Origin of the sequence: Pseudomonas parasichuanensis (genome assembly GCF_021601385.1) — a bacterium.
GTDB lineage: Bacteria > Pseudomonadota > Gammaproteobacteria > Pseudomonadales > Pseudomonadaceae > Aquipseudomonas > Aquipseudomonas parasichuanensis.
In genome coordinates, this window is record NZ_BQHO01000058.1 from 1 (window position 1) to 16,091 (window position 16,091).

A 16,091-nucleotide genomic window follows, 5' to 3' on the forward strand; every position below is an offset into this window, starting at 1 on the left:
TCATTTCCATACTGATCACCCTGTGTTCTCCTGCTCAAAAATTGAGCAGAAGCAGTTGAACACCTGGGTCAGTTTTCAGTCGGCAGAACAGCCTCTACTGGGTCAGTTTTCGGTCAGCGGCAACAGAAGAATCTCCCGAAGAAATACAAAACCTTCTGGCACGCTCATCAGCGGCCATCCCCACTGCATCGGTCGCCCATGGAAAAAAGCGTCAGCGCAGCGCTCCCATGTCAAAACGTCAATGCCAGCAGCTTGAGTATCAGTCTCAGTTAAGTTCTGCCCGCACTGATGGCATTGGCCTAGATTACGCATTTGATAAGTCAGGCGATGGGGAGCCAACACGGCCAGGCAGTGTGGACAGTGATCGCACAGCATTACCCCATGATCAGGACAGCAGGTGCACCAAGCCATACGCCATTGTTGCCGATAAAACGGTACGCCTTCGGCGAAACAGAGGGGACAGTACTGCAGACCACCTGCACGCCTAAGGTATCTGCCGCCTAAAGATAGTACCCAAGGCATGATGCCTTTGGCTGGGCACGTCAGCCCTAGGTGCCTGCACAACGGTACCAATGACGACGCCATCAGCGAGCCAGTTGAAATGCCGCTTTTCATGTGCAAGGCGTCCAGCTGGAGCGAACAGATGTTCTGATCGATGTCGCTGGTCCAGGCTCGTCTTTTTGGCCAAAGCCAATGGGCAAATTCCACAGCATCACACGCATGATGAAGCGAGCAGCGGATGAGCCAAGAGGAAAACAGTTCATCACGCTGCAGAGCAGGCACGCATGGCCACAACGGCTCTACGGGGCATACTTTCTCATGCCAAAAGCATCGGGAGCCCATTTGTATTTCTCCAGAAGCTCGAGGTCGATCTTCTCCTTGCCGGTTTCGATTGCCTTCCGGGCACTGTGAAACAGAATTTCTTCGACGTAGCCAGTGATTCCTTGGCTGCGCTTGAGGATCAAGGCGGCAATCTCCTTGTTCGTCAGGCTCGATGGCTGCTTGAGGGGGAGCCAGGACTCAAAGCCTTTCAGCAGTTGGCGAAACGCCAGGCTTGGCCCCCATACCGGTAATTCGTAGGTGACGAATCGAGCGGCGTATTGCCGCTCAAGCGTCAACAATCTGTGAGCACTCGGCATACCCACTCCCACGATTGCAAGCTTCAACGTATTTGTCAGGCGTTTGATCTCATTCATGAAATCGGCCACCTGGCGGGAGGTACCGTTTGCAATGGTCTGGATCTCATCGATGATCAACATCTTGGTGTGACAGGAAGTGAGCAACTCTTCCATTTGGAAGCGCAGCTTGGTCTCGGTCGCATCTGGATTGAAAGGCGAGCTAGAGCATCTGAGAATCTCGCAATAGAACATCCGCAGACTCGGCTTGCTGACCTCAATGGAGACGATGGGCCGTACCCTGCAACCATCCTCGTTGACATACGAAGTCCCATGAAGGGACTCAAAACGGTTAATCAACGATGACTTACCCATCCGGGATTCCCCCAGGATGAGGAAGTCCGGAATATCTCGATGACCACATAGCTTGGCGTACAGTCGATCGAACAGATCCTGCGAGAGTTCGTAATCGATCCAGCGCGACTTGATTGAAGCCAGGCGCTCAGCGTCTGACAACTCAAGTGCAGAGCGGAACTGTGGGAGGAGATGGGAATAATTGCTCATGCCACGCCTCCGTATAGGGCCACATCGTCGTCACCCCAGGCATCGTCCACAGCCGGAGTAGATTTTGGTGCAGAGGGTTGCCCCATGAGCACCGTTGCTGGAGTCTTACCACTCGATTTGTTCTTCTTCCTTTGTGCTTGCCGCCGCGCGTCCTTGGTTCGCACAGCCTCTGCTTGCTCGATCTGCCGCTGAGCTTCAATGCTGCGTGCGATGGCCTCATCATCCACCGAGCCTAAATTGTGCTTCTTCCTCTCCCGCTTGGTCGCGACGTACTCCGCGACGGATACGCCCTCGAAGCGATGATTGGCCAGCGGAATTTTGAAGTAGCGCTCCAAGCCCGGATCGAAGAACCAGATGAAGTTGATGTCGCGCGTATCGCGCCGGAAGAGGAATTTAGACTTTTTACCGGTGGCCGGATCTACATGGCTGATCCAAGGGCGCAAGGCCTCGGCATAGTAGATCGCGCTCCATTCAACGCCGTAGGGATGAATCGTTCGGTAATCCGCCGGCAGAAAGTCGATCTGCAAGGTCAGCGGGTCTTCAGGCATGGGCGGCATCCCACAGATCGCTTTCGGCCCCCAGAAGGCCTCGTTCCACATTTTGATCGGCGGTTTGAATTCAATACCGCTGTGCGGTTTGTTGTTGTAGATCAGAATCGTGTGAATTAACCAGGCTTCCAGCGCGTCGAAGCTCATGGTCGCCTCTTTGTCGGAGTTAACATCGCCTCGATCCTCCGGATTGCGCTGAGTAGCCCCTGCAAGCTTGCTGAACACCTTGGCGTTACCTTCCATGAGCGATTCGATATGCCCGCCCCAATGCGGTTTCTTACGAGGCCGGAACTGTCGATCAATGCCGTGCGCAGTGCAGGACTGAATCAATGCCTTCGCTTTAAAATCTGGACCGTTATCGCTGTGAATTTCGTGGGGTTTCCCCCATACGGGCCACTCACCCACGACCGAGTGGTGGTTCAGCCACTCGTGTTTCGGCAGCATGGCCTGAATCAGACACATGGCGACCGAAACTGCCGATGGCGCCTCAAGCGAGATGTAGTAACCGACGACCATGCGCGAGTACATATCGATGGCCATCGTCACCCACGGCCGGCCAATGGAATTTCGATGGATGTCATCGACAATGATGACGTCAGCTGGACTGTGATCAATCTGAATACGATGCAGGGGGTAATCCGCAGAATACTTCCCAGGCCGCGCGTCGTAGGTATTGGAGGCGAGCTCCGAGTAGCCTCTGGCTCTGAGAATTTTCTTCCGCGGTATTTTGCGAATCCGCCGTGTGATAGTAGGAATGGACGGGGTCCTGAAGCCCTTCTCTTTACATCGTTTTTCCACCTCCTCAGAAACATCTTTGATAGTGGCCCTGCGCGTGGAGAGGTAAAGGGTCTGAATCACTTCACCTATGATGTCTTCGACACCTTCAGCTACCCGGCTATTTCCTTTCTTCCACCCTGGTGTATGGGGCAACAAGCTCAAGAACTGACTGCCTTCACTGTAGGCGTACAGCCACCGATAGATCGTTGCCCTACTAACGCCGCATTCTTCGGCACGCTTGAGCACTGCACTCTGCACGTGCATGTCTTTGGCCAGCAATGGAGCGATAACTGCGTATCGCCGCTCTGCGACTGCCCAGTCCTTATCAGCGATCCGCTGAAGGTCGATGCCACACGAACGCAGTCGTCCACCATCAGGCTCCGGCTTCTGCAGGCCAGCAATGGGGAGCATTTTGGACAAACCCGACTCGACGTCCTGTCCAAGGACATGGTGAAAGTCGACCAGGACCAAGATTCTGTAAACACATTTCAGATGCTTAACGAACTCGCCCACCTGAATGCTCAATGTCCCTCGATTGAGCACCAACCCCTCGTCAGTAACGCTCATCGTGGCACCTCAGGATCGAAAACTGATCGATCTCTTCATCAAGGTCCGTCCAGACCTTTCCAACCGCGAGGAGGTGCAGCAGGTAAGATCGGCCCACCGCCTCATGACCGTGAAAATGCAATGCCAGCAAGATGTGGAAGGGCGCATGTCGCATCAGGTCCAAACTATTGAGGACTGCAGTAATTCGTGTCGGGTCCAGGTCCATGTTGCGGTAGCGCTGAAGGAACTCGACATTCTTCAGCCTCACTCCGCGAATTCGCGACTCGTCGAAGATGTGAAAGGTCCACCCTTGAGATTGGGCGTACCGCCATGCAGCTTTCCATTTGGGCAGCCACTCACGCCAGTTTTCTGTCCAGGCTTCACGCGGCTTCACTTCCACCAGGAGGGGTTTCAGCTCGAGCAAGTCGTCAAACTGGACGAAGAAATCAGGCGTATGGATGTATCGATTTCCGTTGTGGCCAACGAAAGGAATCTGGACAGGCTGCGCAATGATCGCCACGACTTCTGGGGCTAGCGACCAGATCCTGATGAAGTCGCGCTCAAGGCCGGACTCGTACGAAACACCTTGGCCTCGAAAAGGAAACACACCCGAGAGGCTACGATTCATAGATCGGCTTTTGCGGGCTTGGGAGATGATCTGACCCTTGTAAACGGTAGAAGACATAGGGGCACCTTTTGGCTTAGATGCCAACGATGCTACTCAGCCTTCACATCAACAGAATCGGCTATCTGACCCTTTAGGAGGGACACAGGATCGCTGTGAGCTTCATGCCCTTGTGCACCGCGCTGTGGCTAAGTCGCATGGGCTCGATATGAGGTTACGGAGAGGGGGGGGGGATTAAAGAGTAGACCGATCTGCAAACCCTGCACCTACCGTTGGTCCAAACACGTAGCTATCAGTGGAATCTTCGAGAATGGCAGCCCATGGCCCTCAGCTGGTACTCGTTCACAGCCCGGAACTGTGACTCTGCAATTTGACGCAGTCGTTCGATCTCTTCAAAGGGACAGCCACGAGCCTGCGCCTCATGGTACTGCTTCATCGCTTCCACAGCGTCTTGATACATGGGGTGATCGGGGTAAAGAACAGATTCTTTTTTTTTCATCTCGTGACTGTGCCTCAGTGAATAGTCGACAGTGGCCCACTGGTTTTAACAAGCTGAATCGCCCCCTAGTTTCGTAGACGCCTCCACACTCCAGGAAGACCTGCTAAGCCCCGTACCCACCTTTTTGGGGTCGATAGCAGATGATGCCCAGGCCAGTCCCTGCCTTAGCCCAAGCGTCTTACTCCGCTTCAGCAGGGGGCGTTGCACTTAGATTTAGCGCCCCCCTATCGCTTTGGGCCTTAAGCGACACGTAGGGTCGCTTAATGGATTTGTAACCCTATTTTTTTAGTTGTAACCCTCAGTAGGTTACAGCTAAAAAATTAGGGTTACAGGGTAGTACCCCATCGGTCCTGACGCTATGCCATACCAACATTACTGTCGATGCTAATCATTTCTGATTCGCTTTGTAGACACCTTCTAGTCGAAGCAATCAGGCCGAATACAGCGTATCGAACCTTAGCTGAGGGTCGTTAGCGGCCAGTCAGAGATGGCTGCTATCGACGCAAAACGGCTCTTCGCAAAGGGCCGCAATCGGTAAGCTGCGAGTCACGAACGCTGCCTTCGACCCAACGCAATCCTTCATCACATTTGAATACAGCTGACGCTGATCAGTGAATTCCTTAGCGGCTGTGTCAGCGCACCGTTGCACCGAGGCCGGCTGGATACCGCAAGAACCTGTACGCTGCTAACGGAACTCGAGGGCGGTTTACGGCCAACCGTTAAAAGCGAAGAGCCAGAAGTACCAAACCTATCAGCGCTTGATATAGACCATATTTTGCCGCGCAGTTGGAACGTCCCACTGGCCACTGAAAGATGGCAGCGTGGCAGCCGACAGCCATGAGTCGGATATTGAAGTGATAGTGCGCCCTTGCGACACATTGACGCTCTGGCAGTTCCTGATTCGTGAGCACATGAGAGCATCCCAATGTTAGCCAAATTGATGCTGCTGAACCTCAGCGTCAATAGAACGGCGCAACACTGCGATTTTGCGGCGAAACGCGACAAGCTAATGCCAATGCCAGCCTCGGTCTCAATGTCCTACTGATTGCTACCTCTGCGTGGGACGAAACCGCGATTTCAGCCAGAGCCCATGCCCTCACCAAAGTAGCACTGACGATCTGTCCCAAAAACGAATGATGACCTCCCAATCAACACAGCAGATAGGTCTATTCACGCTCCAGACTACGTGCATCTGCGGTGACCGCCTCCACAACCCCCGCCAGCTCCCGCACCAGGTCAGGCTCGAAGCGCTCTAGGTAAGCTGCGATAGTCTGATTGCGCAGCATGCGAGATACATAGCCCTTGGCTACCACGAGTACTAGCATTGTTTCGCCGAGGGTGTCCTCGACCAACCGGTAATCATGGTAGAGCTTTTCCATCTCCCGCTCCATGCGTGCAATGTCTTCAGCAGTCACACCCTCACTAACTTTCTTTGCCTCGACCAGCTGTTCAGGACGCGTCGCGGCCAAGACCATTTCGGCGTAGCGGCCAGTGAAACAGTTGGCCGAAATCATCATCTCGACTAATTCTATCTGGCGCATTGGCTTCATCTTGCGCAGCACGCGAAAGACTGCCTGACTGACCATTCGCGTTTTCAGCATCTCAGCGACTTCCGGCGCAATCCCCCGCAGCAAATGCTGGCGCTCACGGATACGTCCAACGTTGACGCTCAAGACTTCGGCAATCCGCTCGGCGGTCGTTCCTTTGCGAATGGCCTCCAGAATCATCTTGTGCTCTTGAATTGGGGTAAGTCGGTTGATCTGCCGGTTGTAGGTAAAGCCTTCGTCATCTGTCGCCAACAGGCACAACGCGTCTTTTGCTCCCAGCTGTACGAGCGCAGCCAGTCGCAAATGACCATCCAGCAACAGATAATGGGGCTCCTCTCCCACACCGTGAACCGGCTCGGGATGCACCGCGAGCGGTTCGACCACCCCCAGCTCGCGGATGGAAGCTAAAATCGCCGCATACTTGACGGAGGTCAGCATATCGTGGGTGACTTGGCGAGAGGGCAGGATCAGCGGTAGGCGGACGATAATCAAATCAGGCTCAAAGGCACGCTTGACGATAGTCATGCGTCCCCCTGAATACGCTCGGCCAATACCTGCGGCATATCATCAATGCCTTCGCTGTGTAACATCGACCGAAAAAATTCATCGGCTAGTAACCGACGTAATGCAGTCACGACGAATAGCAATCGTTGCTCGCTGATGTCTGCCTTCTTCACCATTAGGCGCTGACGGCGAACCTCAGTCTGATAGGCGGTCAGCAACTGGCGAGGAGTGGTCATGCGCTCGCCTCCCTGATGCTTACCGTAATCTTTCCCAAGAACTCGTCGACGGTCGATCAGACGGCGCACCTTGATGAGTTCATCTCCTTTCAGCAGCCCACTTTCATAGGCCTCGACCATGGCGGCCTGGACCTGGGCATCGTCAGACCGTGCCACATGGATCGCGACTTTAATCGGTAGCCAGCCCTTTTCGACGGCAGCGATCAAGCGCTCCTCTCCCTGCCTCAACAAGATCAGAATGCCGCCGACATAGGCACGGTCCAAGCAGGTTTTCTGAGCAATCTGCCTAATGGAGTAGCCACGCTCGTGCAGTACGTTTATCGCCATCAGCAAGTCGCGGTTCGAGTGCTTGCGTCGCGCCAGATTCTCTACCAAGCTGATGAGATAGCGGTCCGCCTCAGCCGCCGTCACCACCACCGCCGGAATGGCCGACTCCCCCAGGACCTTGAAGGCCTCGAAGCGTCCCTGCCCACAGATCAGGTCGAAACTCGAACCGTTGCGGGTAACCGTGATCGGTCGTTTCAACCCCAGACTCGCAATGTTTTCTACTAGGCGTGCAAACACTTGTTGATTGCGACTACGCGGGTTGAGCACGCGAATATCCGCGAGTGGGATATGCGCAATAGGCGCCGCCTGAGCCACATGAAGTGCAAGATGCTCTCCCGATGCAACCATTACGCTGCGCTCCACAAGGGTATACGTCGACTCAGGGCCGCCAGGATGTCCAAACTGTCGAACCGATAGAGTTCCAATTCACGCGGATTAGTATCTCCCAGACGCAGGTGGGGGGCCGCCAAATCGATCATGGGAAAGAGGTAGTAATCAAGCACCTCCTGCTCACCAGGGAGCATGCGAACAGCGACCGTCAGGTCAGGTAACAAACCGAAGTCGAAGCGTAGCTGCCAACGTCTGCGCGGCGACTCTGAGCATTGACAGCGGCAAAGCACCACCGAGATCGAGAACTCATCATTAATCCAAACCAGTTGGGTCTGGGGATCGACCGAGATGTGTCCACCGACAAGACGAATGCGCTCCTGCGTGTCGACCAATATGTGCGGATACAGCTCTCGCAGGCGACGATTGGCCTCCAGAAAGCTGTAGTCCCGTGCGGGTGAATAGCCAATCAGACTGTAGCTGCGTAGCAGACTACCAAAGCGCTGGCGATAACAACTGCTGGAGGGGCAATCCTCTTGCTCATCAATGATCAACCCAGACAGACAACCTCGCTCCGCAAATAGTTGCTTCAGCGTCGCCAGCATTTGCTCGTCAGTCCAGTGCCGTGACCGCGCTCGGATAATGGCCTGCGCCGCAAGAAACAAAGCGTGGTCGACCACAGAGGAGAAAGCTCCGTCGGCCCTCACCAACTGATCAACCGGATTGGATGTTCGGGGCTGTTTCAGCTTGCCAGACGTGCGATTCCAGACGTTATTACCGATGTACTTTTCGTTGATCAAGACCTGATGCACTACCCCCCGTGACCACGGTCGCTGGAAGTCTGTAAGCAGTCCACGCCGATTCAGTTGAGTTGCAATTTCAGCTTCGGTTCGACCTTCCCTGACAAAGGCCTGGTAAATGTCTTGAACGACCTGTTGTTCGGACTCCGGACCAGGCGTAAGAATCACCCGATCCGTCTGAAGGCTTTTGTACTCTCCCCGATCCAAGATTGCTTTAGGCTGCCCTGCCTGATCGATAAGTTGACGACGCAATCCATATCCAGCCGGGCCACCTTGTCGGTATCCCAGCTGGATCAAGCGCGACTGCCCCGCAAATACCTTGACGGACAACTCACGGCTGTACTCACCAGCCATCATGCGTTTAACACTCTTGATGATGCTGGATACCGGTGAGCCATCGTTAACGAACTGTTCGGCGCAATATTCGACTCTGACACCCGCCTGCCGACATCGAACTTCGTAGCTGGCGCTCACATCAGGGTCCTGAAAACGCCCCCAACGACTTACGTCATAGACCAGAATTACAGAGAACTCGGACTGACCCGCGTCGACATCTCGAAGTAGCTGCTGGAGAGCTTCCCGACCATCCAGGCTCAAGCCACTTTTACCCGCATCGGTGTACACCCGGACGATCTCCAGCTCATGTGCTGCCGCATAAACGCGAATGGCATCCAGCTGATTTTCAGTGGAGTACTGCTGGTGCTCTGTCGACATGCGGACATAGGCAGCAGCTCTATTGCCGCCCTCGGTCGTGGATAGAGGTGATTGTCTCATTTCTTGATCGATGCCCCCTCAGTTACTCGGGGTCTACACCTATGCCAAGCCGTAGACCGCACCACACCTACCGGCCAACATCAGATGCGCTACACACGAATATAAAGAGGAGATACGGAAAGATGATCGCGAAAATGGGCAATCCATTTCCAATCAATGCAGAAATCTACGCCAGCGCCGTAGCCGCTGCCCTATGCACCGAATTAGGTACGTCACATCGAGCAATCAAGACGCTGCGCCATTGGACCGATGCCAGTGAACGCACCGCTAAGCACTGGCTGGCGGGCAGCCATGGTCCCAGCGGCGTTCATTTAGTTGAATTAATGCGGCATTCAGACCATGCGCTTCAGGCAGTGCTTGAATTGGCACAGCGGAACTCGTCCGTCGCAGTGGTCTGGCTTCCCGCTTTGCGCGAGCGCTTGCTTGACGTCGCGGAAATGATCGAGGCTTGCCTGGGTCCTGGCAGCGCTCACTGACATCCCTTTGCGCGGTCTCCCGGCTCTCTATCGCTGTAGCCTGAATCCTCCATATTCAGAAGGTTCCAAGCCATTCAAAGTATGTAGATTCTGCATTTGAAGAGTACGGGATGTCCAAGGCTAAAAGGCTGGTGGCGGGATTATTGTTCAGATGAATGTCCGCAGTTAGCCGATTGCTGCCGCTCTCCACAGGCAGCTTTGTGTCGCAAGGTCATCTTCGACCGATTGCTAGGGTAAATATTGCCTTTCCGAAGGGAGCTATTGATCTAAAGCTGCCCTCCGCTCGAAGCGTGACACCATGACCAGTGAGGAACGACTCATCATATTCATCCAATTTTGGTCTTCTTCCCACCTAATGCGAGGCATTGTCTCAGCCATTAAGTTAAGAATTAATGGAATAATCATGGTTTCAGCGGCGAAAAGTCTCAGTGATTTCTTTTTGTCCCAGCGGCAGTCGCCCGCAGCCGGGCGAAATCACCCTGGCGCACCATGGCGTGCTGTTTCTCGATGAGCTGCCAGAGTTCGAGCGGCGCGTGCTGGAAGTGTTGCGCGAGCCATTGGAGTCGGGCGAGATCGTGATCGCCCGGGCCCGGGACCGGGTGCGCTTCCCGGCACGCTTCCAGTTGGTGGCGGCCATGAACCCCTGCCCCTGCGGCTATTTTGGCGACCCTACCGGGCGGTGCCGCTGCAGCCCCGAACAGATCCAGCGCTACCGCAACAAGCTCTCCGGCCCCCTGCTCGACCGCATCGACCTGCACCTGACGGTGGCCCGGGAGAATACCGTGCTCGGTAACCAACCCAGCGGTGAAACCAGCGCCAGTGTCGCCGCTGTCGTGGCCGAGGCACGCGCGCTGCAGCAACGTCGCCAGGGCTGCGCCAATGCCTTCCTCGACCTCAAGGGCCTGCGCCGGTATTGCCTGCTGACATCGGCCGACCAGGCCTGGTTGGAAACCGCCTGCGAGCGCCTCACCCTGTCGCTGCGGGCAGCCCACCGACTGCTCAAGGTGGCCCGCACACTGGCAGACCTGGAGCAGGCCGAGGCCATTGGCCGGGCTCATCTGGCCGAGGCCATGCAGTACCGACCCGGCAGCTGACAGGCCATGCACAGCGTCAATCTTCTCCATAGCTGAAATATATTTTGCGCACTAACTATTTGCGCTCAATATTAATCCCACGCAGCAAGCAGTCGCCAAACCCATTCAGCACATCCTGGAGAACGATCATGACCCTTCGCACAATCCTCGCCCTCGGCGCCACCACCCTGGCCATCGGCACCAGCGCCGGGGCCTTCGCCACCGAAGCCACCGCTTACCGCTACGGGATGAACCTGGACATTGCTCAGGTAGTGACGGTGGAGGCGCCCGCCACCAGCCAGGGCCACACCAGCACCGCCATCCTGACCTACCGCGATAGCAACGGCCAATTGCAAGCCGTGAGCTACAGCCAGCCCACCACCCTTGCCAACCAGAACTGAGCAGCCGGCTCACACGCAGAGGAACCCGCACATGAAACTGTCCCGCACCCTGACCGCTGGCCTGCTGGCCCTGGCCGTGAACAGCGCCTTCGCCGCCGGCAGCCCTGGCGTCGAGCGCAACACCCAAGGCTTCCTCGATGCGCTTGCCGCGGGCGGCGGCAAGCCGCTGGAAACCCTGGCGCCCAAGGACGCACGCGCCGTGCTTAGCGGCGCCCAGACCGGGGTCAAGGTTGATGTGTCGGGTATCCGCGTCGAGCGCCGGACCATTCAGGCCGATGGCCAGCCACTGCAGATCCGCGTGGTACGCCCTGAAGGCGCCACCGGCGACCTGCCAGTGTTCATGTTCTTCCACGGCGGTGGTTGGGTGCTGGGCGATTACCCCACCCACGAACGACTGATCCGCGACCTGGTGGTCGGCTCCGGCGCCGCGGCGGTGTACGTCGACTACACACCTTCGCCAGAAGCGCAGTTCCCCACCGCGATCAACCAGGCCTATGCCGCTACCCGCTGGGTCGCCGAGCATGGCCAGGAGCTCGGCGTCGATGGCACCCGCCTGGCGGTCGCCGGCAACAGCGTCGGCGGCAACATGGCCGCGGTGGTGGCGATCAAGGCCAAGGAGGCCGGCACACCGAAGCTGCGCTTCCAGGCGTTGTTGTGGCCGGTGACCGATGCCAACTTCAACAACGCCTCGTATACCCAGTTCGCCGAGGGCCACTTCCTGACCCGCAACATGATGCAGTGGTTCTGGAACAGCTACACCACAGACCCGCGTCAGCGCGACGACATCCATGCCTCGCCGCTGCGGGCCAGCCTGGAACAACTCAAGGGCCTGCCGCCGGCCCTGGTACAGACCGCCGAGATGGACGTGCTGCGTGACGAAGGCGAAGCCTACGCCCGCAAACTCGATGCCGCCGGGGTACCGGTGACTGCGGTGCGCTACAACGGCATGATCCATGACTATGGTCTGCTCAACGTGCTGAGTACCGTGCCCAGTGTCCGCAGTGCCATGGACCAGGCGGCACAGGCCCTGAAAACGCATCTGCAGTAAGGGGTTGCGGGGCAAGTTGCATCGGAGACATCGATGCGACTTGCCCCGCGATCGGCCGCCCAAAGGTTCCACTTTCAGAACGAAGCTTCCCGTTAGGGTGGAATTGTCCTGTTTCCCACAGCACCTGAAAATGCTCGCCTCTTCCATCGATGGCATAAGCTTCGGCAACGTGCCATCCGTTCCCTAAAGCGCTGCCTCACGCAGTTCAAGGAGTACGAGCAATGCCACACGAAGGCAGCCTTCTACAAACCGCAGTCATCTTCCTCCTTGCCGCGGTGGTCGCCGTGCCCCTGGCCAAGCGCCTGCAACTGGGCGCCGTGATCGGTTACCTGCTGGCCGGTGTGGCCATCGGCCCGCAAGCGCTGGGCCTGATCCGCGACACCGAAAGTGTCGCGCACATCTCCGAACTGGGTGTGGTGTTGCTGCTGTTCATCATCGGCCTGGAGCTTTCGCCCAGACGCCTGTGGCTGATGCGCAAATCAGTGTTCGGCGTTGGTACCGCCCAGGTACTGCTGACTGGCGCGGTGATCGGCGCCATCGCCTTGTTCGGCTTCAACCAGACACTCCCGGCCGCCATCGTGCTGGGCCTTGGGCTGGCACTGTCTTCCACCGCCCTTGGCTTGCAGAGCCTGGCCGAGAGCAAGCAGCTTAATGCGCCCCATGGCCGCCTGGCCTTCGCCATCTTGCTGTTCCAGGACATCGCCGCAATCCCGCTGATTGCCCTGGTGCCGCTGCTGGCCGCCAGCGGCCCGGACACCAGCCATGGCGACAGCCTTGAACATGGCCTGAAAGTGTTCGTCAGCATCGCTATCGTCATCGTCGGGGGCCGCTACCTGTTGCGCCCGCTGTTCCGTACCGTGGCCCGCACCGGCCTGCCGGAGGTGTCCACTGCCACCGCCCTGCTGGTGGTGATCGGCACCGCCTGGCTGATGGAAGAGGCAGGCATCTCCATGGCCCTCGGCGCCTTCCTGGCCGGCCTGCTGCTGGCGGACTCCGAGTACCGTCATGAGCTGGAATCACAGATAGAGCCGTTCAAAGGCCTGCTGCTGGGGTTGTTTTTCATCAGTGTCGGCATGGGCGCCAACTTGCGCCTGCTGGTGGAGATGCCGCTGGTGCTGCTGGGCCTGACCCTGTTGTTGATCGCGGTGAAGCTGGTGCTGCTCATCGGTGTCGGCCGCCTGGCCGGTGGCCTGAACAGCGCTAGCGCGCTGCGCTTAGGGATGGTGCTGGCGGCCGGCGGTGAGTTCGCCTTTGTGGTGTTCAAGCTGGGCAAGGATCAGGGCCTGTTCGACACGCACACCTACGACCTGCTGCTGATGACCATCACCCTGTCGATGGCCATAACCCCACTGCTCATGCTCGGCTGCGCCCGCGCCCTCAAACGCCCACAAGCAGCGCGCGAGGTGCCCGAGCAGTACAAGACCATCGACGCCGGCACCCCTCGCGTAGTGATCGTCGGCATGGGCCGCATGGGTCAGATCGTTTCGCGCATTCTGCGTGCGCAGAAGATCCCATTCATAGCCTTGGAAACCTCGGTGGACGCCATCGAGATGACGCGCATGTTCGAGCAGGCCCCGGTGTTCTACGGCGACCCGCTTCGCCCCGAAGTGCTGCATGCGGCCAAGGTGGGCGAGGCTGAGTATTTCATCATCACCAGTGACGACCCCGAGGCCACCATTCGCACCGCCGAGCGGGTCAAGCGGCTGTATCCGCACCTCAAGGTCATCGCCCGGGCACGCAACCGTCAGCATGTACACAAACTGATGGATGTCGGCGCCGAGCCAATCCGCGAGACGTTCTATTCCAGCCTCGAGATGAGCCGCCGTGCGCTGGTCGGGCTGGGGCTGTCGGATGAGCAGGCCGGCGACCGTATTACACGCTTCACCGAGCACGACGAGCAGGTTCTGGAGGCTCAGGGCCGGGTGCGTGACGATAGGGCCCAGGTGATGCAGACGGCCAAGGAGGCGCGGGTGGAACTGGCGCGATTGTTCGAGTCGGATGCGGATTGACCAGCATGGGGTGAACGCCCATTGCCTGCCCGCTCAACCTGCTCTTTACTGACGTTCAGCCCCCTGCAGCGAGAACACCATGCTGGCGCTCATCCAGTCCTACCCCTTGCTGCTCGGCACCTGCCTGATCCTTGGCGATTTGTTGCTCTGGCAGTTGATTCCACAGCAGCACCGCATCTGGCGCATCGCCTCACGGCTGGTGATCTTCCTGCTGTTCAGCGCCGTGCTGGTCGCTGCAGGGATGAGCCCGCTGCAACCAGCTCCCTGGGTGGATGAAGTGGCGCGCAATCTCATGGCAACGGTGCTCGCCATTGCCTGGTGGCTGTTCGGCGCGCGCACGGTGACGGTGGTGTTCGGCCTGCTGCTGGGTGCACGCGGAAGCCATGGCGGGCGCCTGCTACAAGATGTGATTGGGGCGCTGATCTTCCTTGCCGCAGTGGTGGCCGCAGCGGCCTATGTACTGCAGCTGCCGGTCAAGGGTTTGCTCGCCACGTCCGGGGTGATGGCCATCGTCATTGGCCTGGCCTTGCAAAGCACGTTGAGCGATGTGTTCTCCGGCATAGTGCTCAATACTACGCGGCCCTATCAGATAGGCGACGCCATCTCCATCGACGGCACCGAAGGCAAGGTGGTGGATATCGACTGGCGCGCCACGCGAATGATCACCGGCACAGGTAGCCTGGCGGTGATACCCAACTCGGTGGCGGCCAAAGCTCGGCTGCTTAACCACAGCCGCCCGGCTGATCGGCATGGGGTGGTGATCAGCGTGGTGGTACCGGCCAAGGTGCGGCCAAAGCGCGTGTTCGATGCGCTGGAGAAGGCTTTGCAAGGCACCAGTGCCCTGCTCGCCTCACCCGCCCCTAAGGTGACGGTCAAGGCTTCTTCACTGGAGTCCGTGGAATACGAGGCCAGCGCTTTCGTCGCCGACATGGCGCTCAAGACCGAGGTGCGCAACCAGCTGTTTGACCTTGCCCATCGCCACCTGGAGGCCAGCGGTGTGATGTGGAACGTCGACCTGACACTCGCCCCCCGCAGCCGTCAACGCGAGCTGATTGATGAGGTGCGGGTGTTCCGCTCACTCAGCGGCGAGGAGCGCGACGCGCTGAGCCAGCGCATGACAGCAGTGGAGTATCTGGCCAACCAGGTGATATTGGGCATCGGCGACAACTCGGAGCACTTGCTGGTGATCGGCAGTGGCGTGATTCAGGCTTCGGTGCGCAATGGTGACAAGCTGGTGGAAGCCGGGCGCATGGGCCCGGGCGAGGTACTCGGGATCGAAGGGCTCGTTGACGACGATGACTCGTTTGCCGAGTTTCGCACCCTGACCGGATGCCTGCTGTACCGCATCGAAAAAGAACAGGTACGTAGTTGCCTGGAACAGCGCAGCGAGGTGCAGTCGGCGTTGACCAAACTTCAGCGGTTCCGTCAGCAGAGCCGGGAGTCACTGCTGATGCAGAAGCCTGCACAAGTGAAGAAAGGCGGGTTTCTGAGCTGGTTGCGCTAGCGGAGTGCCTCGCCTTGCGGGATACCGGATGTAGCCCCGGAAAAGACAAAGCCCCTGACCGCAGTGCGATCAGGGGCTTTGGATTTGAATCTTGACGATGACCTACTCTCACATGGGGAAACCCCACACTACCATCGGCGATGCATCGTTTCACTGCTGAGTTCGGGATGGGATCAGGTGGTTCCAATGCTCTATGGTCGTCAAGAAATTCTGTGTGCTGGCTCGTCACTCGAACGTGCCTGCGAATCTCTGTAGTTCCTACTTAAAGACAAAACCCCTACCTGCATGCGCAGATAGGGGTTTTGCGAAATGAATCTTGACGATGACCTACTCTCACATGGGGAAACCCCACACTACCATCGGCGATGCATCGTTTCACTACTGAGTTCGG

At 57.7% G+C, this 16,091-nt stretch carries 14 protein-coding genes, 2 rRNA genes and 1 pseudogene; 7 read left to right on the plus strand and 10 right to left on the minus strand.

Annotation, left to right across the window (positions count from 1 at the left end; translation table 11 throughout):
• Positions 1-256 (plus strand): hypothetical protein (locus tag L6D77_RS26345; protein WP_236170210.1); only part of this gene is annotated, 256 nt, incomplete at its 5' end.
• A 125-nt stretch (positions 257-381) separates the two neighbouring features.
• Here the strand turns inward: L6D77_RS26345 and L6D77_RS27640 are convergent.
• The 8 genes and pseudogenes from L6D77_RS27640 to L6D77_RS26380 form a co-directional block, all read right to left on the minus strand.
• Positions 382-843, minus strand: a pseudogene (locus tag L6D77_RS27640) (TniQ family protein); the annotation flags it as partial.
• Positions 801-1,679, minus strand: coding sequence for a TniB family NTP-binding protein (locus L6D77_RS26350; RefSeq protein WP_099430997.1), 879 nt, complete (start codon positions 1,677-1,679; stop codon positions 801-803). The gene L6D77_RS26350 and the pseudogene L6D77_RS27640, both read right to left, overlap by 43 nt.
• On the minus strand, positions 1,676-3,571 hold the full coding sequence (locus tag L6D77_RS26355) for a DNA-binding domain-containing protein (protein ID WP_232885550.1): 1,896 nt from the start codon (positions 3,569-3,571) through the stop codon (positions 1,676-1,678). The genes L6D77_RS26350 and L6D77_RS26355 overlap by 4 nt, the downstream gene beginning before the upstream one ends.
• On the minus strand, positions 3,558-4,235 hold the full coding sequence (locus L6D77_RS26360) for a TnsA endonuclease N-terminal domain-containing protein (protein WP_099430995.1): 678 nt from the start codon (positions 4,233-4,235) through the stop codon (positions 3,558-3,560). Before L6D77_RS26360 ends, L6D77_RS26355 begins: the two co-directional genes overlap by 14 nt.
• A gap of 232 nt (positions 4,236-4,467) precedes the next feature.
• Positions 4,468-4,674: a hypothetical protein gene (locus L6D77_RS26365; protein ID WP_099430994.1), complete on the minus strand. Its 207-nt coding sequence runs from the start codon at positions 4,672-4,674 to the stop codon at positions 4,468-4,470.
• Positions 4,675-5,840: 1,166 nt separating this feature from the next.
• A complete protein-coding gene (locus L6D77_RS26370) occupies positions 5,841-6,746 on the minus strand; it encodes a ParB/RepB/Spo0J family partition protein (protein ID WP_099430993.1) in 906 nt (301 codons plus the stop codon).
• Entirely contained in the window at positions 6,743-7,636 is an 894-nt protein-coding gene (locus tag L6D77_RS26375; protein ID WP_099430992.1) for a ParB/RepB/Spo0J family partition protein, read from the minus strand. The genes L6D77_RS26370 and L6D77_RS26375 overlap by 4 nt, the downstream gene beginning before the upstream one ends.
• Complete coding sequence (locus L6D77_RS26380; RefSeq protein ID WP_099430991.1) at positions 7,636-9,189, minus strand: recombinase family protein; 1,554 nt, start codon at positions 9,187-9,189, stop codon at positions 7,636-7,638. The genes L6D77_RS26375 and L6D77_RS26380 overlap by 1 nt, the downstream gene beginning before the upstream one ends.
• 122 nt (positions 9,190-9,311) lie before the next feature.
• On the opposite strand from L6D77_RS26380, the gene L6D77_RS26385 reads away from it, so the two are divergent.
• The 6 genes from L6D77_RS26385 (at position 9,312) to L6D77_RS26410 (ending at position 15,700) form a co-directional block, all read left to right on the plus strand.
• A complete protein-coding gene (locus L6D77_RS26385) occupies positions 9,312-9,665 on the plus strand; it encodes a hypothetical protein (RefSeq protein ID WP_099430990.1) in 354 nt (117 codons plus the stop codon).
• 428 nt (positions 9,666-10,093) lie between these two features.
• A complete protein-coding gene (locus L6D77_RS26390) occupies positions 10,094-10,759 on the plus strand; it encodes an ATP-binding protein (RefSeq protein ID WP_275094600.1) in 666 nt (221 codons plus the stop codon).
• 128 nt (positions 10,760-10,887) lie between these two features.
• On the plus strand, positions 10,888-11,139 hold the full coding sequence (locus tag L6D77_RS26395; RefSeq protein ID WP_232885549.1) for a DUF2790 domain-containing protein: 252 nt from the start codon (positions 10,888-10,890) through the stop codon (positions 11,137-11,139).
• Positions 11,140-11,170: 31 nt separating this feature from the next.
• Positions 11,171-12,187 (plus strand): alpha/beta hydrolase, encoded by a 1,017-nt coding sequence (locus tag L6D77_RS26400; RefSeq protein WP_232885548.1) that lies wholly within the window; start codon positions 11,171-11,173, stop codon positions 12,185-12,187.
• 221 nt (positions 12,188-12,408) lie between these two features.
• The gene (locus L6D77_RS26405) at positions 12,409-14,196 is read left to right on the plus strand and encodes a monovalent cation:proton antiporter-2 (CPA2) family protein (RefSeq protein WP_232885547.1); all 1,788 of its coding nucleotides are present in this window, start codon (positions 12,409-12,411) and stop codon (positions 14,194-14,196) included.
• Positions 14,197-14,275: 79 nt separating this feature from the next.
• The gene (locus tag L6D77_RS26410; protein WP_232885546.1) at positions 14,276-15,700 is read left to right on the plus strand and encodes a mechanosensitive ion channel family protein; all 1,425 of its coding nucleotides are present in this window, start codon (positions 14,276-14,278) and stop codon (positions 15,698-15,700) included.
• 89 nt (positions 15,701-15,789) lie between these two features.
• Here the strand turns inward: L6D77_RS26410 and rrf (L6D77_RS26415) are convergent.
• Together rrf (L6D77_RS26415) and rrf (L6D77_RS27685) are read right to left on the minus strand one after the other, a co-directional pair.
• A 5S ribosomal RNA gene (rrf, locus tag L6D77_RS26415) occupies positions 15,790-15,905 on the minus strand.
• A gap of 109 nt (positions 15,906-16,014) precedes the next feature.
• Positions 16,015-16,091: ribosomal RNA gene (gene rrf / locus L6D77_RS27685) — 5S ribosomal RNA — on the minus strand; the annotation flags it as partial.